The organism is Actinomycetospora aeridis (assembly GCF_037400275.1).
Classification (GTDB): domain Bacteria; phylum Actinomycetota; class Actinomycetes; order Mycobacteriales; family Pseudonocardiaceae; genus Actinomycetospora; species Actinomycetospora aeridis.
The window spans coordinates 935,484-956,685 of the sequence record NZ_JBBEGL010000002.1 but is presented as its reverse complement, the minus strand read 5'-3'; the positions used below and the strand labels follow the sequence as shown (position 1 = coordinate 956,685).

Genomic DNA, 21,202 nt, shown 5'->3' with positions numbered 1-21,202 from the left:
GGCCGTCGAGGAGGACGTGATGCGTGAGACCTACACCCCTGTGTTGATCGTCGGTGGCGGCGGAGGTGGTCTGACCGCCTCGATGCTGCTGTCGCATCTCGGGGTTCCGTCGCTGCTGATTTCCCGCCACGCGGGGACCTCGATCCTGCCCAAGGCGCACGTGCTCAACCAGCGCACGATGGAGATCTTCACCGAGCTCGGGGTGGCTCCCGAGATCTTCCGGCGGAGCACGCCCGCGGAGAACATGAAGGCCACCGGCTGGTACGCCGGCGTCAGCGGCTCCCACGACGGGTACGGGCGCCGGCTCGGTGGGCTCGAGGTCTGGGGTGGGGGATACACCGACCCGGACTTCATCGCCGCGAGCCCGTGCCGCACGGCGAACCTGCCTCAGATCCGTCTCGAGCCGATCCTCAAGGCGCACGCCGAGTCGTACGCGGCCGCCAGCATCTGCTTCCACCACGAGCTGCTCGAGCTGACCGAGGACGCCGACGGCGTCACCGCGGTCGTGCTCGACCGCGACAGCGACGAGCGATACACCGTGCGCAGCCAATACGTGATCGGCGCCGACGGCGGACGGACCGTCGGCGAACTGATCGGTGTGGGCATGAGCGGTCAGACCAACCTCATGCGGATGGTGTCGACCCACCTCTCGGCCGACCTCTCCGCGCACCTGTCCGACCCCGATGTGCTGATCCGCTGGCTGGTCAACCCCGACTTCGGTGGCTCGTGGGCCTCGGGAATCCTCGTGGCGATGGGCCCGGACCACTGGGGCACCGAGTCCGAGGAGTGGGTCTTCCACCTTTCGTTCGCCGTCGACGACCCGGACGCCGACGACCCGGCCAAGATTCTTGAGCGCATTCGCGCGGCGCTGGGCATCCCCGACTTCGACCCGACCATCCACCACATCAGCCCCTGGATCATGGAAGGTGTCCTCGCGGACTCCTTCCGGCGCGACCGGGTGTTCCTGCTCGGCGACGCCGCGCACCGTCACCCGCCGACGGGCGGGCTGGGACTCAACAGCGCGGTCCACGACGCCTACAACCTGACCTGGAAGCTCGCCGCCGTCCTGAACGGACAGGCAGGAGAAGCCCTGCTCGACACCTACGAGGCGGAGCGGCGCCCGGTCGACGGGGCCAACGTCGAGGCCGCGGTCAAGGCCGCGATGAACCACTTCACCATCGACGCGGCGCTCGAGCTCTCACCGGAGAAGACCCCCGAACAGAACTGGGACGAGGTCCGGCCGCTGTGGGAGGACCTGCCCCGCTCGCAGGAGAAACGCCACGCCCTCAACTGCGCGATCGGGTCGCAGACCATCGAGTTCCGCCACCACAACGTGGAGTTCGGCTACACCTACGACGCGGCGGCCTCCACCGCCGTCGTCGACGACGGCTCCGCCCCGTACGTCCCGCTCGACCCGGTGCGGCTCTACGAGCCCTCCACCAAGCCCGGGCACCCGCTCCCGCACGCCTGGGTCGAACGCGGCGGTGAGCGACTCGCGCTCGGCACGCTGGTCGACGGCGGTCACTTCGTGCTGCTGGCCGGGGAGAACGGCCAGGCCTGGGTCGAGGCGGCCGACAAGCTCGCCGCCGAGTCCGGCCTGGCCCTGCGGGCCGGCCGGGTCGGGATGCTCGACGCCGAGCACCCCGACATCGACTTCGTGGACGTGCGCTGCGCGTGGCTGAAGAACCGCGGCATCGCCGCCGACGGCGCGGTCCTGGTGCGCCCGGACCGCTACGTCGGGTTCCGATCCGCCGGGTCCGTCGACGACCCGCTCGGCGTCCTGACCGCGGCCGTGACCCAGATTCTTTCCACCTCCACCGCCTGAGGAGACGACACCATGCGCATCGCCAATCTGAACGAACGTCTCGTCCTGGTCGTCGACGACAACGCCGGCACGGCCCTCGACGTGGAGTCGGCCAGCAACGGCCTGTTCTCCGCCGACCCCCAGGCGATCTACCCCCGGTGGCAGGAGTTCCTCGCCTGGGCGCCCTCGGCGGACACGAGCCAGGCGCGGGCCTTCGACCCCCGCGAGCTCGGCGCCCCGGCGCCCCGCCCCGCCCAGGTCTTCGCGATCGGCCTCAACTACCGCGACCACGCCGCCGAGGCGGGACTCGCGCTCCCGGACACCCCCACCGTGTTCACCAAGTTCGTCGGCAGCTTCACCGGCCCCTACGACGACGTCGTCCTCGCCGGCCCGACCGTCGACTGGGAGGTCGAGCTCGTCGCGGTCATCGGCACGCGGGCTCGGCGGGTGCCGGCCGAGCGCGGCTGGGACCACGTCGCCGGGCTCACCGCCGGACAGGACCTCTCCGAGCGCACCGTCCAGGGCGCCGGACCCGCACCACAGTTCAGCCTCGGCAAGTCCTTCCCCGGCTTCGGCCCGACCGGGCCGTGGCTGGTCACCCCCGACGAGCTCGGCGATCGCGACGACATCGCCCTGGGATGCGCGGTCAACGGCGAATCCGTCCAGAAGGGCCGCACCAGCGACCTCGTGTTCACCGTGCCGCAGCTCATCGCAGAGCTCTCGGCCGTGCTCGAACTCCAGCCCGGTGACGTCATCTTCACCGGCACCCCCGCCGGGGTCGGCGCAGGCCGCACCCCGAAGCGTTTCCTCGCCGCCGGCGACGAACTCGTCACCAGCATCGAGGGCATCGGCACCATGCGTCATCAGCTCGTGAGCGCTTGAGAGGACCAGCGACGATGAGCTTGCACCGCCTCACCGACATCGTCATCGGCGTCCCGAACGTCGCCGAGACCGCCGGCTACTACACCGAGTTCGGACTCGTCCCCGAGCACGTCGCCTCCGTCTACGGCGAGACGACCCCGACCCCCGACCCGGACGCCGTCCACCGCTTCGCCACCGTCGACGGCGGCCGGCAACTCGAAGTGCGCCACAGCTCACGGCGGCGCCTGATGTCGCTGGGTGTCGGGGTCGATGACCCGGACGACCTGGACCGCATCGCGGCGTCACTGGCCCGCCTCGAGATCACCGCACACCGCGAGGGCGACAGCGTGCGCGCGGTCGACCCGGCCACCGGACTGCAGGTGGTCGTCTCGGTCGCGCCCCGCATCCAGCAGGCCACCACTCCGACCCCGCCCTACAACGCCCCGGGCGATGCCCAGCGCCCCGGCGTGCGCGCCCCGGGCATCCTGCGGCCCGACCCGGTCCGCCCCCGCAAGCTGGGGCACGTCGTGTTCGGGTCGGTCGACCAGAACGCCACCCAGCGCTTCTTCACCCAGGGACTGGGTTTCAAGGTCAGCGACGAAGCCCCCGGCCTGGCCTCGTTCATGCGGTGCTCCACCGATCACCACAACGTGCTGGTCCAGCAGGCCCCGGTCAGCTTCCTGCACCACAGCTCATGGGAGGTCGACGACGTCGACGAGGTCGGACGCGGCGCCACGACGATGCTGGAGAACCACCCCGAACGACACACCTGGGGGCTGGGTCGCCACTACATCGGCTCGAACTTCTTCTGGTACCTGCGCGACCCGGCCGGGAACTTCTCCGAGTACTACTCCGACATCGACTGCATCCCCGACGACCAGATCTGGGAGCCCGGTGTCGTGGCCGGCGAGAAGAGCCTCTACTCCTGGGGTCCCCCGCCGCCGCCCTCGTTCCTGCAGCCCGACGACCTGGCCGACCTCATGGCCGGCGCCCACGACGATGCCTGAGCCCGACCCGGCGGAGAACCATCCGGGCCCGGTCCTGCGCCGCCCGGCCGACGACGTGCTCGACACCACCGGCATCGGCCACTACGTGCGGTGGCTGGCCACCGAGCGCGGCCTGGACTTCGCCGACTACCAGCAGCTGTGGGCGTGGTCGGTCAACGACCTGGAGGGTTTCTGGTCCTCGATCTGGGACCACTTCGGTGTCCGCGGCCGCTACGACACGGTCCTGGGTAGCCGGGACATGCCCGGTGCCCGGTGGTTCCCCGGCGCTCGACTGAACTACGCCGAACACATGCTCGGCGGCCCGGACGACACCGACCGGACCGCGGTGATCGCCCACTCCCAGACCCGCGACCCGGTGCAGCTCTCCTTCGGCGAGCTCGCCGAGCAGGTCGCTCGCGCCCGCGCCGGGCTACAACGCTGCGGGGTGACCCGCGGGGACCGGGTCGTCGCCTACCTGCCCAACATCCCCGAAACCCTCGTCGCGTTCCTCGCCTGCGCCTCCCTCGGCGCCGTCTGGGCCACCTGTGCGCCCGAGTTCGGCGCCCGCAGCGTGATCGACCGCTTCGCCCAGCTCGAACCCACGGTCCTGCTCACCGTCGGCGGCTACCGCTACGGCGACAAGATGATCGACAAGGCCGCCGACGTGGCGGCCATTCGCGCCGGGCTGCCCACCGTCGAGCACGTCGTGGGCGTCCCGTACGGCCCCTTCGCCACAGGGGACGCGATTCCCTGGGACGAGCTCACCGCCGACGCCGGCCCGCTCACCTTCGACGCCGTCCCGTTCGACCACCCGCTCTACGTGCTGTTCTCCTCAGGCACCACCGGACTGCCGAAGGCGATCGTGCACGGTCACGGTGGCATCCTGCTCGAGCACCTCAAGAGCCACGCCCTGAGCATGGACACCCGGCCCGACGACCGTTTCCTCTGGTTCACCACGACCGCGTGGATGATGTGGAACCTCCTCGTCTCGGCCCTGCTCCGCCGAGCCGCGGTCGTGCTCGTCGACGGCAACCCGACCTTCCCGGACCTGCTGGAGCAGTGGCGGATCGCCGCCGCCACCCGAGCAACGCTGATCGGCACCAGTCCCGGCTACCTCATGGCCTGCCGCAGGTCGGGCGTCGAACCGACCCGCGACCTCGACCTGTCCTCCCTGCGCACCCTGGGCGTCACCGGCGCTCCGCTGCCCGAGGCCGGGTTCGACTGGGTCCAGGAGCAGTTCGGACCGGACCTGCTGGTCAACTCCGTCAGCGGCGGCACCGACGTCTGCTCGGGTTTCGTCGGCGGCTCCCCGTGGCTGCCGGTCTACCGCGGTGAGCTCTCCGGACCCTGCCTCGGGGTGGATGCCACCGCCTTCGACCCTGACGGCCGGGAAGTCGTGGGCAGCCTCGGCGAACTGGTCATCCGCAAGCCGATGCCCTCGATGCCGGTGCGCTTCTGGAACGACCCCGACGATCGGCGCTACCGCTCGACCTACTTCGAGACCTACCCCGGCGTTTGGCACCACGGCGACTGGGTCACCGTCTCCGCGCACCGGAGCTTCGTGATCAGCGGACGCTCCGATGCCACCCTCAACCGCGGTGGCGTGCGGCTCGGCACCGCCGAGTTCTACGCCGTGGTCGAGGAGCTCCCCGAGATCGCCGACAGCCTCGTCGTCCATCTCGAGGATTCCGAGGGCGGCCCGGGCCGACTCCTGTTGTTCCTCGCCCTCACACCCGGCGCCGAGCTCGACGACGGACTCCGGGACCGGGTCCGCCGCGCGCTGCGCCGACAGCTCTCCCCCCGCCACGTCCCGGACATCATCGACGCCGTTCCCGCCGTGCCCCGCACCCTGACCGGGAAGAAGCTCGAGGCGCCCATCAAGAAGATCCTTCGCGGCCACCCGGTCGCCGACGTGATCAGCCCGGACTCGGTCCACGACTACGCCTCGATCGGCGCCTTCACCGACCGGGCCGAACCCTGACCACGCCGGCCCGCACGGCGCTCGGATGATTGATCACAACAGGACGAGGAGAACGCCATGAGCATTCCCCACGCGACCCCCGGTCGCATCGACGTCCACCAGCACCTGCTCCCGCCCGACTTCCTCGCGGCCCTGCGGCGTCACGGCATCGCCGAAGCCGGCGGGCGGGCACTGCCCTCGTGGAGTCCTGAATCCGCGGTCGCGATGATGGACGAGCACCGCATCGCCACCGGCGTCCTCTCGCTGTCCACCCCGGGAACCCACCTCGGCGATCCCGTCGAGGCTCGCGAGCTCACCGCCCGGCTCAACGACGCCCACGCCGAACTGGTGAAAGACCGGCCCGACCGGTTCGGGATGTTCGCCTCGGTGCCCCTGCCCGACGTCGACGCCGCCCTCGACGCGATCGCCCACGCCGACGACGAACTGCATGCCGACGGCGTGGTGCTCCTGGCCAACCACCGGGGCACCTACCTCGGTGAGCCGGCCTTCGACCCGGTCATGGCCGAGCTCGACCGCCGCAACCTCGTGGTCTTCATCCACCCCGCCGAGCTGCCCGCCGCGCCGGTCGAGGGCATCCCGCCCTTCGCCGCGGACTTCCTGCTCGACACGTCCCGTGCGGCCTACCTCCTGGTCCGCAACGGCGTCGTCGCCCGCCACCCCGACCTACGGATGATCCTCTCCCACGCCGGCGGGCTCGTGCCCTACGCCGCGCACCGCATGGCCACCGGCATGGCCCTCGACGTCGGTCGCGACATCGGCGACGTCCTCGAGGACTTCCGCAGGTTCTACTACGACACCGCCCTGTCCGGCAGCCCGTCGGCGCTGCCCTCGCTGCTCGCCTTCGCACGCCCGGACCACATCCTCTACGGCAGCGACTGGCCCTTCGCCCCCGACAACGTCGTCACCTACTTCACCGACGGGCTCGACGAGTACCTCACGCACACCGCGTCCCTGCCGTCGATCCACTCAGCGATCGACCGCGACAACGCCGCCGCGCTGTTCCCACGCCTCGACCGCTGACGGTCCCGCCATGCACTCGCGGTCTGCATGACACGTCCTGTGACGCGAAACGGCGGTAGCCGGTGGTGATGATGTGCACGGGGTCGCGGACCTGGAGAACGTTGTTGCTGGTAGAGGCCCTTGTGAACGTGGTCGGCCATCTTTGCAAGGCGGGGGTTGAGGGTTCGATTCCCTTCGTCTCCACCCACGGTGACCTGGACAAGCGCCCTGACGGCGACGTCGCCTAAGGGTCACTTCGGCTGTGGCGTGACGCGAGACGGAGCGCTACTCGGTGGCACGGCCAGCCCGTGCGAGCGAGTTCCGGTCGCCCGACCACCACCTTCTCGATGCGCGACCGCTCGTGGAGCACGCCGGGGGTGTGCTCGGCCGTCTCGGGTTCGGTGGTCTCACCCGCGGCCGGCAGGTCGGGACGAGACGTCGCCGTCATGACGCGCTCCTATCCGACCCAGACAACCCCGCGAACGTCTTTTGTCCGCGCTCTCCATCGGCTCGCAAGGTGATCCAGGGCACTGTGACCTGGGCAACGCGGAGAGGAACAGTCGACCGAGCTGGCCTCCGCCCGCACACCTCAGTGGTTCGAGGAGGAACTCCATGGCCGACGTCCTCGCCGAGGGCTACAACGTCTTCGACACGTCCAAGTCCCCGTCGGGGACGGTGAAGTACCTGTCGTCGCCGTCCGACGTGATCCAGCTGATCCAGTCCGGGAAGCTCAAGGAGCACATCCTGCTGGTACGCGGCGGGACGACGACGTTCCTGGCGCCGGCGCTGAGCATGGGTGCCATCGGGGTGATCACGATGTCGGGGGCGCCCGAGTCGCACCTCGGCATCCTCTCGCGCGAGTTCCAGACCCCGTGCGTCATGACGGCCCACCTCACGAGCAGCGACTCCCGCTACGTCGTCGGCTCCACCGACGAGTCGCACTTCGAGGAGATCGCGCGCGAGCTCGACGGCAAGCAGGTCCGGCTCGACTGCACCGACAACGAGACCGGCCGGGTGGTGGCGGAGTAAGCGGCGGCCGACGAGCACCGCGAGCAGCCGACCTCCCCGCTGACCACCGACCACGCCAGGAGCTGACAGCACAGTGACCACGACCGAGGGCAAGCGCGCGACCTTCCGCCAGCGCTACGACGAGGGCGATGACGGCCTCCGTTTCCAGGACCTCACCTACACCGGCAACTTCGTCGGCATGGAGCCCGTCACCGACGGGATCAAGGGCGACAAGATGATGAGGGAGCGCGCTCAGTCCGGCGTGCTGGAGAAGGTCTCGAAGGAGGACGTCCTCCGCGACCACTTCACCATTCCCGAGCTCAACGACCTCAACAACTACCTGGCCTGGAACATCTGGGACGTGCTCGTCATGCGGGCCACCGAGGGCGTCTCGGGCATGATCCCCCGCCAGGAGTACGAGATCCTGGCCTTCATGCACGAGTTCTACCGGTGGCCGGAGCTCATGGCGATGACCACCGAGGCCGTCGGCGGCGCGCAGGGGATCATGGACATCGGGGCCTCGGCGCGGCGCGAGATCGGCACGAAGGTCAACGCGGTGCATGACTGGTGCATCGGTGCCGTCGGTTTCGGCATGGGCCGCTGCGGCCTGCTGGCGCTCGAGGCGATCAAGCCCGACGAGTACGTCGAGGAGTCCAACGAGATCCTCAAGTTCATGCAGCGCGTGCTGTGGGGCAAGCGCCAGGACGGCTACATCCTCAACTCGCAGGACCGCTACCGCTGCCGCATCCACGAGCAGGACTTCCTCGACTCGATCGTCAACCAGGTCGAGGAGCTCGAGCCCGACAGCCCGCAGCACCACGCCTTCACGCAGTTCAACGCGGCGGCCGAACTGCTCGCCTTCCTGGACCACTACGACTGCCGGCTCGGTCTCGGGGACACCGGCCCGTACGAGCTGCCCGACGGCAAGCTGCTGATCCTGCGCGACCTCTTCGTCAACGAGGAGGTCTTCCACTGGAGCGACGTCTGCGAGGACGCCGGCCTGCCGCACGTCTACACGCTCGCCCTGATCATCGACCCGGAGATCATGAGCCTGGAGGAGATCCGGGTGAACGACATCTCCACCACCTTCACGCGGCCGAAGAACTACCTGCAGGCCGTGGTGGGCGGCGCGGTGTTCGCCCGCGAGAAGTGGGACACCCCGATGGGCGAGGTCTACAACATCCCGATCAGCCAGCTCGGTGACCACCTCGGCCGCATCCAGACCGCGACGCTGAAGCTCTACACGAAGACGTCGAAGATGTGCCGCCGCGACCTGATCTGGAACGGCCAGTACGTCTACTACATCGACATGATCCTCCCGCACATGCGCAAGGCCGGCACGTACGAGAAGGCCTGCCGCGACTACGACCTGTGGGAGATCGACCAGCGCGTCGCGAACTACTACTACGACATCACCAAGCGGGGATTCGCGCAGGAGACGGTGCCCAGCAAGATCTTCTCGGGCGCCGGCTACCTGCCCTTCCCGGACGGCATCAGCCCGACCCGGTCGAAGTACCGCTGGCTCTAGCCATGTGAGCACTTTCCGGGCCCAGGGGCCCGGAAAGTGCTCACATGCCGACCGGAGGGAGGCACATGACCGTCACGACCCTGGCCAAGCCCGACTACGACGTGCTCAACGTCCTGGCCCTCAAGAAGATGGCCGACGCCACGGCGATCGCCGCGGTCACCGGGATGCCGGCCGGCGACGTCGAGGGACGCCTGGAGAGCCTGTCCGGCGGTGGGTTCGCGGTGGTCGCGGGGGGCGCCGCCCTGCCCACCGACGAGGCCGAGCCCGCCCTCGCGGCGACCGCGGCCGAGGTCTACGCGCCGGTCCGCGCCGACGGCGACGTCCTCGCCCTCGTGGAGAGGTTCGAGACCACCAACGCCCAGTTCCTCACGGCCATGTCGTCCTGGCAGCAGGTCGAGGTCGGCGGACGCAAGGTCACCAACGACCATGCCGACGCGGCCTACGACGAGAAGGTCATCACCAGGATCGAGCGCCTGGTCGGGCGCCTCGAGCCGCTGATCGGTGCCCTGGCCGGGCACGACGCCCGCTTCTCGCTCTACTCCACCCGCTTCGCGACCGCCCTCGAGGCCATCGACACCGGCGACCACGACCTCGTCTCGGCGCCGACCCGCGACTCGGTCCACAACATCTGGTTCGAGTTCCACGAGGACCTGCTGCGCACCCTGGGTCGGGAGCGCGCGGAGTGACGGGAGACGAAGCGGAGCGGAGCTCGACCGTCGTGCACCACACCCGCGCGTTCACCGACGACGGGCCGGTCGACGTCGACGAGCTCGGCGGCAAGGGCTCGGGACTGGTGCGCATGACCCGGGACGGCCTCCGGGTGCCGCCTGGCTACGTCGTCACCACCGCCGCCTGCCACGTCTACCTCGACCGCCGGGCGTTCCCCGACGGGCTCGAGGACGAGCTCCGCGCCCGGCTCGGCGCGCTGGAGACGGCGACGGGCAAGTCGTTCGGCAGGGGACCGGAGCCGCTGCTGCTGTCGGTGCGTTCGGGGGCGCCGGTCTCGATGCCGGGGATGATGGACACCGTCCTCAATCTCGGTCTCTCCCGCGACGCGGCTGTCGCCCTGGCCGAGCGGTCCTCCGACACACGCTTCATGGCCGACCTCGTCGCCCGCTTCCACGCGATGTACTCCGAGATCGTCCTCGGCGCGCTCGACGACCGGCCGGCGGTCGACGCCCTCGTCGCGCAGGCCGCCCCCGGCGACGATCCGGCCGACGTCTACGACCGCGTCTGGGCGGCGGCCGAGGCGGCGCTCGACGACGAGCTCTCCGAGAGCGTGCCGTCCACACCGTGGGACCAGCTCGTCCACGCGGTCGAGGCCGTCTTCCGGTCGTGGAACACCCGCCGCGCGCGGACCTACCGCGACCACCACGGCATCGCGCACGACATGGGCACCGCGGTCGTCGTGCAGTCCATGGTGTTCGGCAACCTCGACGACACCTCCGGGTCCGGCGTGGCCTTCACCCGCGACCCCGTCACCGGCGAGCCGGGCCTCTACGGCGAGTACCTCGCCCACAGCCAGGGCGAGGACGTCGTCGCCGGCGTCCGCACCCCCGACCGCGTGCAGGACGCCCTGCCGCCCGACCTCCTCGCCGAGCTCGAGCGCACCGGCGCCGAGCTGGAGGCCCGTCACGGCGACGTCCTCGACATCGAGTTCACCGTCGAGCACGGCGTCCTCTACTTCCTGCAGATCCGCAGCGCCAAGCGCACGCCCGAGGCCGCGGTGCGGATCGCGGCCGACCTCCTCGGCGACGGCACGGCGAGCGCCGCCCGGGCGCTCGGGCTGGTGACCGCCGACCAGCTGCGGCAGGCGCAGCGGCCCGGATTCGACCCGGACGCCCTCGCCGCCGCCCGCGACGACGGCCAGGTGCTGCTCACCGGCATCGGCGCGTGCCCCGGGCAGGTCTCCGGCGAGCTGGTGCTCGACCCCGACCGCGCCCGCAACCGCGCCGACGCCGGGGCGTCGGTGATCCTCGGCCGCTCGGTGACCAGCCCCGCCGACCTCCACGGGATGATCGCCGCCGCCGGCATCGTCACCGCCACCGGCGGCTCCACGAGCCACGCCGCGGTCGTGGCCCGCGCGCTCGGCACGGCCTGCGTCGTCGGTGCCGCGGCCCTCGAGATCGACGACGCCGCCCGCACCGTCCGCATCGGCGACCGCACGCTGTCCGAGGGCGAGGAGGTCTCGCTCGACGGGGGGTCGGGGGAGCTGTTCGCCCTCGCGCTGCCGGCGACGACGCCGGCGGCCGCGAACGAGGCGATGGACACCCTGCTCGCCGCGGCCGCCGAGTCCGCCGGCAGCGAGGTGCTGGCGCGGGTGACGCTGCCGGTCGACGTCGACACCGCCCGCGCCGCGGGCGCGACCGGTGTGGTCACCGCGATCGACGACGTGCTCGCCGCGTCCGGCGATCTCAACCGGCTGGTCGAGACGCTGTTGGAGAAGGGGCTGAACGGCGTCGGCGCGCTCTCGGAGGTGCGCGACGCGATCGCCGGGCAGCTGGCGCCGCTCCTCGTGGCGGCCCGGGAGCAGGGGGTGCGCGATGTCGACGTGCGCGCGATCGACCTCCTCGCCGACGAGTCCCGCGAGCTCCTCCAGCAGACCGCGGTGACGACACGCCACCCCGAGCTCGCGCTGCCGCTCGGCGTGCCCGACCTGATCCGCGCCCAGCGCGAGGGCCTCGTCCGCGCCGCGAGCTCGGCCGGCTACACGGGCCGGCTGCGCCTCGCCGTCCGCCACGTCTCCGATCCGTCCGAGGCCCGAGCACTGGCCGGCCTCGACAACGGTGCCGACGGTGCCGACGGTGCCGACGGTGCCGACGCGCCGGGCGTCGGGACCTACCTGACGAGTCCCCGGGCCGTGCTGGCCGCCACGGAGCTGGCCGCGCTCAGCGACGTGGTCTGGCTGGAGGTCCGCGCGCTCCAGGCCGCCATGTTCGGTATCCCGGCCCGACAGTTCCTCACCGCCGAGCCGCTGGACTCCTACATCGCGCGGGGGCTGCTCGCCGTCGACCCGCGCCACGAGCTCGACCCGGTCGTCGTGCACCTCCTGCGGGACGTGCCGACCGGAACGGGTGTGCGGCTCAGCGGCTCGGTCTCCGACACCGTCGCCGCCACGCTGCACGGGCTCGGCTTCCGCCGCTACGCGGTCGACCTCCCCGAGGTCCGCCCCCTGCTGCTGGGGCTGGGGCGGGCGGCGCTGGCCGGGTGAGGCGCCGGCTGGGTGAGGCCTACCCGGGCTCGGTGAGGAGCTCCGGGAACCGGTCGAGCAGCGCGGCGTCGATCCCGCGAGCCGTCGCCCAGCGGCGCACGCCACCGAAGCGTTCGTCGAGCGCGTCGAGGACACCCCGGACGGTCGGCTCGTGGGCCATGTACAGCTCCGGGGCCACGCTCGCCATGTGCGCGCGGTAGCGGGGCCACGTCGCGAAGCGCGCCACCACCGCGTCCATGTTCGGGCCGCTGGCCAGGTAGTCCGCGACGATCGCCTCCGTCTCGACGCCCGCGAGGGCGAGCAGGAGGGTGACGACGAGGCCGGTGCGGTCCTTGCCGGCGGCGCAGTGCACCACGGTCGGGCGGCCGGCGAACGCGGCCGCCGCCCGGACGACGGAGCCCAGCACCGAGGTCGGCGCCTCGAGGTGCTGCAGGGAGAACAGGAGAGCCTGGCGCGCCGGCGGCTCGTCGTTCGGCTCGGCCTCGCGCAGCGGAGCGTTGAGGTAGGTGACGTCGCGGGTCACCAGCGGCCCCCGACCCTGCTCGACGGCCTCGGGTCCGACCCGCAGGTCGATTACCGCCTCGAGGCCGAGGCGCTCGACGAGCATGCCGACGTCGGCGTCGGTGAGGGCCTGAAGCGTATCGCTCCGGAAGAGCACGCCGTGGCGGGTCCGACGGCCCGTTCCCGCGGGGAGCCCACCGAGGTCGCGGAAGTTCAGCGTGCCGGCGGGCGAGTCAGCCACGACAGATCCGGCGCATCGCCTCGAGGACGTCGTCGGATGCGGCGGGGCGGTGGCCGTTGGTGCGGGGGTCCTCGTCAGGAGGCACGGCCGGCACCGTCGTGACGGCTTCCCGTCGCCGGCGGCGCCGTCTCTCCCCGGGTCGTTCCTCGACGCTGCCGGCGCCGGTGCACCCGCACCCGCAGTCCGTCGCGGTGCCCGGCGCCGGCGCCGCGGCGCCGGGGACGGCACAGGCACCGGTCGGTTCGCGCGCGGCGTCGTCGCCGAGCAGGTGGGACAGCACCTCCTGCGGCCACAGCGCGACGAACTCCGCGCCGGCCTCGGTGAGCTCCCGGGCCGAGTGCATCCCCCAGGTCACGCCGACCACGCGGACACCGACCTCGCGCGCGTCACGCACGTCCCCGGCGGTGTCGGTGACCAGCACCGTGGTCGACGGGTCGGGCCGCTCCGCCTCGCCCGCCTCGTCGTAGTCGGCCGAGCAGCGCCGGCCGTAGCCGCTGCCGGCGTCGGCCAGGAAGGCGCGCAGTGCGGCGCGCTTGTCCGGGGCCACGTCGCCGCCGAAGACGTGGGCGAAGCAGTACGCCAGCTCGTTGTCGACGAGGACCCGGCGCAGGACCTCCATGGCGTTCGACGACATCACCGCGAGCGTGCACTCCGAGGCCAGGCGCCGGACCACGGCGTGCATGCCGGGCACGAGGGGAGGGGCGTAGTCCGCGCGCAGCGCGGCGAGGAAGTCCGCGGTGGCGGCCCGGGCCTGCTCGTCGTCGGAGCACAGCCCGCGGATCGAGGTGAAGACGTTGCCACGGAAGAGCTCGAAGTACTGCGCGGGCGTGTCGACCCCGAGCCCGTGGCGCCGGCTGATCGGTGCGAAGACCTCCCACGACGCGACCCGGGTCTGGACGAGTGTCCCGTCCAGATCGAAGACGACCGCCCGCACGGGTCCTCTCATCGGCTGTGGATCTCCCCGAGCTCGCCGAGGCCGATGAAGTCCATGCACTCGCCGAACCCGACCCGGTCGTCGCGGTCGTTCGTCCAGCGCAGCAGCACGTTGTGCCCGACGACGCCCGGCTGGGACAACCATGGGAACGTCGTGAGCGCGTCCCCGGCGACCGCGATCCTCCGGTCGCCGGCGCTGACCTCGATCTCGATGCGGTCGGGGTAGAGCCCGCGCCGCCGGGTCACGCCGGAGCCGCCCGAGAGCCCGTACATCTCGCCGCCCTCCACCAGGTAGCCGTGGGTCAGGCGCAGCGGTGACTCGCCGTCCGGTCCGTTCCTCGTGTCGAAGTCGAACAGGCCGTGGACGACGAGGTCCTCGCCGAAGTGGGCGTGCATCCACGACAGGCGCGAGGTCTGGCGCTCGGCGCGGACCCCCCAGCTGTGGTCCATCGTCGCGACGCAGTCGATCGGCAGGGTCCGTCCCCGCACCGACACCTCGCCCTCGTAGCGCCCGGACTGGTCGAAGTGCCCGGCGTAGGCGTGGCCCCACGTCTTGGCCATGTCCCGGTCGGCGGCGAGCGGGTCCTGGTCGGGGTCGTTGATGTCGTAGGCCGGCATGATCGCCGTGTAGCGGAAGTGGATCTCCACGCCGGCCGCCGGGTCGGAGTAGTCCACGTCCCAGACCTGGTTCGGCTTGGTGCACACCACCCTGAGCCCGTTCAGCAGCTCGTAGTCGAGCAGGCTGTCGGGCGCGGGGAGGTTCTGGGAGTCCCAGTACTCCGCGGCCCAGGGCTCGCGGACCCGCCGGGAGTTGATCGACACCGTGGTCCCGACCATGCCGATCGTCTTGCGGTGCAGGGCGTAGAGCCCGATGTTCACCGGCTGCTCGGTGTCCTGCCCCGCGTACAGGCCGAAGTAGTTGGTCTCCGCCCACAGGCGCGGATCCTGGGCGGGGTCGTCGCTGGTCGGCGGGTGGAACTGGGCGTCCTCGTCGCGGATCACCGATGACCTCCAGGGCGCGGCACGGTGGTGTCGTGGATCACGAGAAGCGTCCGCCCTCACGACGGCGCGAACCAGGGTGACCCGGGACAGCGGAGCCCGCCGACGTTGTCCGGGCGGGACAATGCTCGCGACCCGCTCCCCGGCCTAGCGTCCGGGCCACGGTACGAGACCTGGCTCACAGGCTCGTGGGGACGACGCGGTCACAGGAGGCGCCGAGATGCTGCTCGGACGCGTGGTGGGCCAGGTCGTGGCCACGGTGCGCGCACCCGGCTTCGACAACGTCTCGCTCCTGCTCGTCCAGGACACGACCGAGGAGGGCCGGGTCGGTCCGACGTGCGTCGCGGTCGACCTCATCGGCGCCGGTGAGGGCGACGTCGTCCTGATGACGACCGGCAGCGCCGCGCGGGTGGCCGCCGGATCCCGGTCGCCGACCGACCGGGCCGTCGTCGCCATCGCCGACTCGGTCATCCGCAACGGCACCGCCAGCTCCCGTTCGGCCTGACGCCGGCCGGGCCCAGCAGAGACACACGGAGGACCACATGGCAACCACGGCGACGACCCCGGCCGGGTCGAGCACGAACGGCGCCGTCGCGATGCGCGGCGCACTCGGCCTCATCGAGACGAAGGGCCTCGTCGGGGCGATCGAGGCGGCCGACGCGATGGTGAAGGCGGCGAACGTGCAGGTCCTCGGCCACCGCGAGATCGGCGGCGGCCTCGTGACCGTCATGGTCCGCGGGGACGTCGGCGCGGTGAAGGCCGCCACCGACGCCGGCGCGGTCGCCGCCGGCAAGGCCGGCGAGGTGGTCTCGGTGCACGTCATCCCGCGCCCGCACGACGAGACGGAAAGCATCCTCACCGTGCTCGCGCGCCCGAAGGGCTGATCCGTCCCACCACTGACCCAGGAGGTGAGACATGACCGCCACGTGGGATGCCGACCTCGCCGGTCTCGCGGACGTCCGCCGCAAGGCGAGGGCGGCGCACGAGGCCGTCCGCCGGCTCGAGGGCGTCGACCAGGAGACCCTGGACGGCTATGTGCGGGCGATGGCGCGTGCCGGGACGAAGGCCGCCGAGGAGCTGGCGCGGCTGGCCGTCGACGAGACGGGCTACGGCGTCTACGAACACAAGATCCACAAGAACCGGTACAACACCGGTTTCGTCGCCCGCTGGATGCTCGAGCGCCGTGCCGTCGGCGTGCTCTGGACCGACGAGGTCTCCCGCGTCACCGCCATCGGCAGCCCCATGGGCGTGATCGCCGGGATCATCCCCGTCACCAACCCCACCTCGACAGCACTGTTCAAGAGCCTCGCCGCGGTGAAGTCGGGCAACGCCGTCGTCCACGCCCCGCACCCGCGGGCGGCCCGGTGCACCCTGCGGGCGGCCGAGATCATGGCCAATGCCGCGGTCGAGGCGGGCGCCCCGGACGGCATCGTGTCCTGCCTGGAGTCGCCGACGCTCGCGGCCACCGCCGAGCTCATGCGGCGGGACGAGATCGCCCTGGTCCTCGCCACCGGCGGGCCGGGCATGGTGCGCGCCGCCTACTCCAGCGGCAAGCCGACGATCGCGGTCGGCGCGGGCAACGTGCCGGCCTACGTGGGCGCCAGCGTGCCGGACGCCGCCGAGGCAGCCGAAATGATCATCACGTCGAAGTCCTTCGACAACGGCACGGCCTGCGTCGCCGAGCAGTCGGTCGTCGTCGTGGACGCGGTGGCCGGCGACTTCCTGCGCGCGTTCACCGACCGCGGCGCCCACTGGATGGACGCCGCCGAGCAGGCCGCGCTGGTCGACGTGCTCTTCGACGACCGCGGCGCCCTGCGCCCGGCGAGCGTCGGCCAGAGCGCGCGCCGCCTCGCGCAGCTCGCCGGGTTCGCGGTGCCCGAGGCCACGCGGGTCCTCGCCTGCGAGCTCGACACCGTCGCCGAGACGACACCGCTCTCGCGGGAGATCCTCGGCCCGGTCCTGTCGGTCTACCGGGCCCGTGACCCGCAGGCCGGCCTCGCGCGGTGCCGGGAGATCCTCGCGCTGGGCGGGGAGGGGCACACCACCGCGGTGCACGCCGCCGATCCCGCGGAGCTCGCGCCGTTCGCGGCGCTGCCGGCGGGGCGCATCGTCGTCAACACCCCCGCCCTGTTCGGCGGGATGGGCTACTCGACCGACGTCGACCCCTCCTTCCAGCTCGGTACCGGGACCTGGAGCGGCTCGATCTGCTCGGACAACGTCACGCCCCTGCACCTGATCAACATCAAGCGAGTCGCCCACGAGGTCCGGCCATGGCGCAGCGTCTACGACAGCGTCGAGGTCTGAGCCCCGTGGCGGGCGGCGATCCCCACGCCCTGCTCGCCGCCGCGGCGGACCAGATGGGGAAGCCGCCGGAGGGCACCCCGCGGCGGCCACGGGTCGGCGTCGACCTCGGCACGGCCAGCTGCGTGCTCGTCGTCCTCGACAGCTCCGACGAGGGGGACTGCCCCGTGTGGGTCGAGTCCGCGGGCTCCGGAGCGCTCCAGGACGGTGTCGTCGTCGACTTCGCTCGGGCCGTCGCCACGGTGCGCGCGCTGCGTGACCGCGCCGTGGACGCCCTCGGCACGGAGCTGTCGACCGCCGCCACCGCCTACCCGCCCTGCATCCCGGTCGCCGACGCGCGGGCCTGCACCTACGTCTGCGAGACGGCCGGCTTCGAGGACGTCACGCTCGTCGACGAGGTCACCGCCGCGCAGCGCACGCTCGAGATCACCGACGGCGTGGTGGTCGACGTCGGTGGTGGCTCCACCGGCGTCGGGGTCTTCCGCGACGGCCGGCTCGAGCGCCTCGACGACCGTCCGGGCGGCGGGCACCACCTCGACCTGGTCCTGGCCGGCGCGCTGGGCGTCGAGACGGGCGAGGCCGAGCGGTTCAAACGGGAGCGACCCACCGACGCCCTCCCGATCCTCACCCCGGGCCTGCACCGCATCGCAGAGTCGATCCGCGCCATGACCCGCGGCACCGACGCCGACCTCCCCCTCCACCTGGCGGGCGGCGCCCTCATGATCCCCCGCGCCGGCGACGTGCTGGCGCAGTACCTGCAGAGGACCGTCGTGACCCACCCGCACGCCCTGCTCATCACCCCTCTCGGGATCGCGAGGTCGGCACCATGACGTCCGCGAGCGGCCCGTCCCTGCGCACCTACGCCTTCGTCGACCGCATGCAGCCGCAGTGCGCCGCCCACATCGCGGCGACCAGCCCCGGCGACGTGCCGATCGCCGGCATGGCCGAGCTCTACATCGAGATGGCGCCGGGCAACGAGGTCTTCCGCGCCGCCGACATCGCCCTCAAGGCCGCCGGCGTCCGCCCCGCCCTGCAGATCATCGAGCGGGAGTTCGGCCTGCTGGAGATCCACTCCGAGCAGCAGGCCGAGGTGCTCGCCTCCGGTCAGGCCGTCCTGGACGAGTACGGCCTCGTCGAGACCGACCGCATCCGGCCCACGATCGCCTCGACGCAGTTCATCACCAACGTGCACCCCTACCAGGCGCAGCTGCTGAACAAGTGGCGCAAGGGCAGCATGCTCATGCCGGGGCAGAGCCTGTTCATCATGGAGGTCGCGCCGGCCGCCTACATCTCCGTCGCCGCGAACGAGGCCGAGAAGGCCGCCTCGATCACCGTCATCGAGCTGCGCGCCGTCGGCCGCTTCGGCCGGATGTTCCTGTCCGGCACCGAGAGCGAGGTCCAGTCGGCCCGCGACGCCGCGGTCGCGGCACTCGAGGAGATGAAAGGTCAGGAGAAGTGAGTGCCGTCTGGGGCACCACGGACGTCGAGGCGGCCGCGGCGCGCGGCGTCGCGCTCCGGGTCGCCCCGGGCGATGTGGTGACCCCGCTGGCCCGCGACCGCGCGCACGAGCTCGGCGTCGCCGTCACATCCGCCGATGCGCTCGACCGCCCGCCGGCCACCGCCGCGACGGTGTCGTCGGGGACGACGGATCGCCCACCCGGCACGGCGAGCTCGTCGACCACGGCCGGGCAGCGACGCCACGGCTCGGACTCACCGGCTCCCTCACCGGCTCCCTCCCCGGCGACGCCCCTGCCCCCGACCTCGGTCGGGTCGCCCGGGACCGGCGGGCCGGTGCGGACGATGCGCCCCCCGTCGCCCGCGCTCTTCCGGCGGGGTGCGCCCCTGCCCGCCGGGCTCGACGGCGGCGCGCGGCGGACCGGGCGCGCCGTGGTGATCGGGGCCGGTCACGTCGGGATGATCACCGGGATGCGCCTGGCCGACGCCGACGTCTTCGACGAGGTCGTGCTGGTCGACATCGACGAGGGGCGAGCCGCCGGCATCGCGCTGGACCTCCAGCACACGGCGCCGCTCTCGGACTTCGCCACCCGCGTCCGGGGCGTGGGCAGGGTGGAGGAGGCCGGCCCGGCGGAGTACGTCGTCATCACCGCCGGCCGGGCACGGCAGCCGGGCATGACGCGGGCCGACCTCGTCAGCACCAACGCCGGGATCGTCGGCGACCTCGCCCGCCGCGTGGCCGCCACCTCACCGCAGGCCGTGATCGTCGTCGTCACCAACCCGCTCGACGAGATGACCCAGCACGCCTGGACGTCCTCGGGCTTCCCGTCGTCGCGGGTGCTGGGGATGGCCGGGGTCCTCGACACCGCCCGGTTCCAGGCCTTGGTCGGCGTGGAGGGCTCCCTGCGACCACGGTCGGTCGACGCGATCGCCCTGGGCAGCCACGGCGAGGAGATGGTCATCCCGCTCTCGCGGGCCTCGCACGACGGTTCCTCCCTCGGGCAGATCGTGCCCCCGGCGCAGCTCGACGCCGTGGTGGACCGGGCCCGCGGTTCCGGGGCCGAGGTGGTCGGGCTGCTCCGGACCGGCAGCGCGTTCCTGGCCCCGGGCACGTCGGCGGCGCGGATGGTGCTCGCGATGGTCCGCGACAGCGACGAGGTGATGTCGGCGGCCGTGCTCGCCGACGGTTCCTACGGCATCCGTGACGTCTACGTCGGCCTGCCCGTCCGGCTCGGCCGGGGCGGGCTCCGCGAGATCGTGACGATCCCGTTGGCGCCCGCGGAGCTCGCCGCACTCCGCGAGGCCGGGGAGCGCATCCGGGCGCGGCTCGGGGCGATGGCCGTCGCGTCATGAAGGCCGTCGTGCACGCCGGTCACGGCCAGGTCCGCGTCGAGGACGTGCCCGACCCGCGACTGTGCGCGCCCACCGACGCGATCGTGCGGGTGCGACGGGCCGCGGTGTGCGGGACCGACCTGCACGTGCTGGCGCACCCCGATCAGGTCCCACGGGGCTTCGTCCTCGGGCACGAGTTCGTCGGCGAGGTCGTCGAGCGTGGCGACCAGGTGCGCGAGCACGCGCTCGGCGACCTGGTGGTGGGCGCCGACTACACCGCCTGCGGACGGTGCTGGTGGTGCCGGCGTGGCGATCACTGGCAGTGCTCCGACCGCCGCTTCTTCGGCACCGGCACCGTCTTCGGGCCGCCGCTGGCCGGGGCGCAGGCCGAGCTCGTCCGCGTGCCGCACGCCGACACGGTCCTCGTCCCGCTCCCGGCGGGCATCGACCTCGACGCCGCCGTCTTCCTCGGCGACACCGCGGCGACCGGATACGCGGCGCTGCGGCGCGCCGGGACCGGGCCGGGTGACACGGTCGCCGTCCTCGGCGGGGGACCGGTCGGCCAGGTCGCCAGCCTCGTGGCGCAGGCGATCGGCGCCGGTGTCGTCGTGGTGGTGGAACCGGTGGCCGACCGCCGGCACGTCGCCGCGCGCGAGGGCGCCCTCGCGGCGGGTCCCGACCAGGCGCGCAAGGTCGTCGACGCGGCCACGGACGGCCGCGGCGCGGACGTGGTGGTGGACGCCGTCGGCGGTGAGCGCGGCCTGGGCCTCGCTCTCGAGCTCGTGCGCCGGCGCGGGCACGTGGCTTCGGTCGGGGTCCCGGCCGGGACCGTCGAGGTGCCCGCCGCCCGGGCCTTCACCGACGAGCTCGCCTTCTCGTTCGCGATCGGCGACGTCATGCGCGACGCCGAGCCCCTCCTGGGGCTCGTGCGCGCCGGGGTGCTGGACCCGAGCGTGGTCGCCACGGACCGGGTCGGTCTCGACGGGGCCGTCGAGGCGTACCGGCGGACCGCCGAACGACTTACGCTCAAGACGCTGATCCGCCCGTAGCGGTCGGCCCCGG

19 protein-coding genes are annotated in these 21,202 nt (G+C 72.3%); 16 read left to right on the top strand and 3 right to left on the bottom strand.

Annotation, left to right across the window (positions count from 1 at the left end; genetic code table 11):
• The first annotated feature begins 19 nt into the window (after positions 1-19).
• The 9 genes from WCD41_RS10185 to WCD41_RS10145 all read left to right on the top strand — a co-directional run bounded on the left by WCD41_RS10185 (position 20) and on the right by WCD41_RS10145 (position 12,378).
• Positions 20-1,825: an FAD-dependent monooxygenase gene (locus WCD41_RS10185; protein WP_337713279.1), complete on the top strand. Its 1,806-nt coding sequence runs from the start codon at positions 20-22 to the stop codon at positions 1,823-1,825.
• Between the two features lie 12 nt (positions 1,826-1,837).
• Positions 1,838-2,686 (top strand): fumarylacetoacetate hydrolase family protein, encoded by an 849-nt coding sequence (locus tag WCD41_RS10180; protein WP_337713278.1) that lies wholly within the window; start codon positions 1,838-1,840, stop codon positions 2,684-2,686.
• Positions 2,687-2,700: 14 nt separating this feature from the next.
• A complete protein-coding gene (locus WCD41_RS10175; RefSeq protein ID WP_337713277.1) occupies positions 2,701-3,672 on the top strand; it encodes a VOC family protein in 972 nt (323 codons plus the stop codon).
• Entirely contained in the window at positions 3,665-5,632 is a 1,968-nt protein-coding gene (locus WCD41_RS10170) for an acetoacetate--CoA ligase (protein ID WP_337713276.1), read from the top strand. Before WCD41_RS10175 ends, WCD41_RS10170 begins: the two co-directional genes overlap by 8 nt.
• 57 nt (positions 5,633-5,689) lie before the next feature.
• Entirely contained in the window at positions 5,690-6,652 is a 963-nt protein-coding gene (locus tag WCD41_RS10165; protein WP_337713274.1) for an amidohydrolase family protein, read from the top strand.
• A gap of 591 nt (positions 6,653-7,243) precedes the next feature.
• On the top strand, positions 7,244-7,660 hold the full coding sequence (locus WCD41_RS10160) for a PEP-utilizing enzyme (RefSeq protein WP_337713273.1): 417 nt from the start codon (positions 7,244-7,246) through the stop codon (positions 7,658-7,660).
• 73 nt (positions 7,661-7,733) lie between these two features.
• Positions 7,734-9,167 carry a hypothetical protein gene (locus tag WCD41_RS10155; protein WP_337713272.1) on the top strand — a complete coding sequence of 478 codons (1,434 nt, stop codon included), beginning with the start codon at positions 7,734-7,736 and terminating at the stop codon, positions 9,165-9,167.
• A gap of 65 nt (positions 9,168-9,232) precedes the next feature.
• Entirely contained in the window at positions 9,233-9,853 is a 621-nt protein-coding gene (locus WCD41_RS10150) for a hypothetical protein (protein WP_337713271.1), read from the top strand.
• Positions 9,850-12,378, top strand: a complete 2,529-nt coding sequence (locus WCD41_RS10145) for a pyruvate, phosphate dikinase (RefSeq protein ID WP_337713270.1) — start codon at positions 9,850-9,852, stop codon at positions 12,376-12,378. The genes WCD41_RS10150 and WCD41_RS10145 overlap by 4 nt, the downstream gene beginning before the upstream one ends.
• Positions 12,379-12,397: 19 nt before the next feature.
• On the opposite strand, the gene WCD41_RS10140 is transcribed toward WCD41_RS10145, so the two are convergent.
• Genes WCD41_RS10140 through WCD41_RS10130 form a run of 3 tightly spaced genes read right to left on the bottom strand, consistent with a single transcriptional unit; the run spans position 12,398 to position 15,055 of the window.
• The gene (locus WCD41_RS10140; protein ID WP_337713269.1) at positions 12,398-13,120 is read right to left on the bottom strand and encodes a tyrosine-protein phosphatase; all 723 of its coding nucleotides are present in this window, start codon (positions 13,118-13,120) and stop codon (positions 12,398-12,400) included.
• A complete protein-coding gene (locus WCD41_RS10135; RefSeq protein ID WP_337713268.1) occupies positions 13,113-14,066 on the bottom strand; it encodes an HAD family hydrolase in 954 nt (317 codons plus the stop codon). Before WCD41_RS10135 ends, WCD41_RS10140 begins: the two co-directional genes overlap by 8 nt.
• Positions 14,063-15,055 carry a DUF7064 domain-containing protein gene (locus WCD41_RS10130; RefSeq protein WP_337713267.1) on the bottom strand — a complete coding sequence of 331 codons (993 nt, stop codon included), beginning with the start codon at positions 15,053-15,055 and terminating at the stop codon, positions 14,063-14,065. Before WCD41_RS10130 ends, WCD41_RS10135 begins: the two co-directional genes overlap by 4 nt.
• A 217-nt stretch (positions 15,056-15,272) precedes the next feature.
• Here WCD41_RS10130 and WCD41_RS10125 point away from each other — a divergent pair, with 217 nt between their 5' ends.
• From WCD41_RS10125 to WCD41_RS10095, 7 genes are all read left to right on the top strand, one after another.
• Positions 15,273-15,557 carry a EutN/CcmL family microcompartment protein gene (locus WCD41_RS10125; RefSeq protein WP_337713266.1) on the top strand — a complete coding sequence of 95 codons (285 nt, stop codon included), beginning with the start codon at positions 15,273-15,275 and terminating at the stop codon, positions 15,555-15,557.
• A gap of 91 nt (positions 15,558-15,648) precedes the next feature.
• Positions 15,649-15,936, top strand: a complete 288-nt coding sequence (locus tag WCD41_RS10120) for a BMC domain-containing protein (RefSeq protein WP_337713362.1) — start codon at positions 15,649-15,651, stop codon at positions 15,934-15,936.
• Positions 15,937-15,967: 31 nt separating this feature from the next.
• Positions 15,968-17,356: an aldehyde dehydrogenase family protein gene (locus WCD41_RS10115; RefSeq protein ID WP_337713265.1), complete on the top strand. Its 1,389-nt coding sequence runs from the start codon at positions 15,968-15,970 to the stop codon at positions 17,354-17,356.
• Between the two features lie 5 nt (positions 17,357-17,361).
• The gene (gene eutJ / locus WCD41_RS10110; protein WP_337713264.1) at positions 17,362-18,183 is read left to right on the top strand and encodes an ethanolamine utilization protein EutJ; all 822 of its coding nucleotides are present in this window, start codon (positions 17,362-17,364) and stop codon (positions 18,181-18,183) included.
• The gene (locus WCD41_RS10105; protein ID WP_337713263.1) at positions 18,180-18,812 is read left to right on the top strand and encodes a BMC domain-containing protein; all 633 of its coding nucleotides are present in this window, start codon (positions 18,180-18,182) and stop codon (positions 18,810-18,812) included. The genes eutJ and WCD41_RS10105 overlap by 4 nt, the downstream gene beginning before the upstream one ends.
• Positions 18,809-20,161 (top strand): malate dehydrogenase, encoded by a 1,353-nt coding sequence (locus WCD41_RS10100; RefSeq protein WP_337713262.1) that lies wholly within the window; start codon positions 18,809-18,811, stop codon positions 20,159-20,161. Before WCD41_RS10105 ends, WCD41_RS10100 begins: the two co-directional genes overlap by 4 nt.
• Positions 20,158-21,189, top strand: a complete 1,032-nt coding sequence (locus tag WCD41_RS10095) for an alcohol dehydrogenase catalytic domain-containing protein (RefSeq protein ID WP_337713261.1) — start codon at positions 20,158-20,160, stop codon at positions 21,187-21,189. Before WCD41_RS10100 ends, WCD41_RS10095 begins: the two co-directional genes overlap by 4 nt.
• The last annotated feature ends 13 nt before the right edge of the window (positions 21,190-21,202 follow it).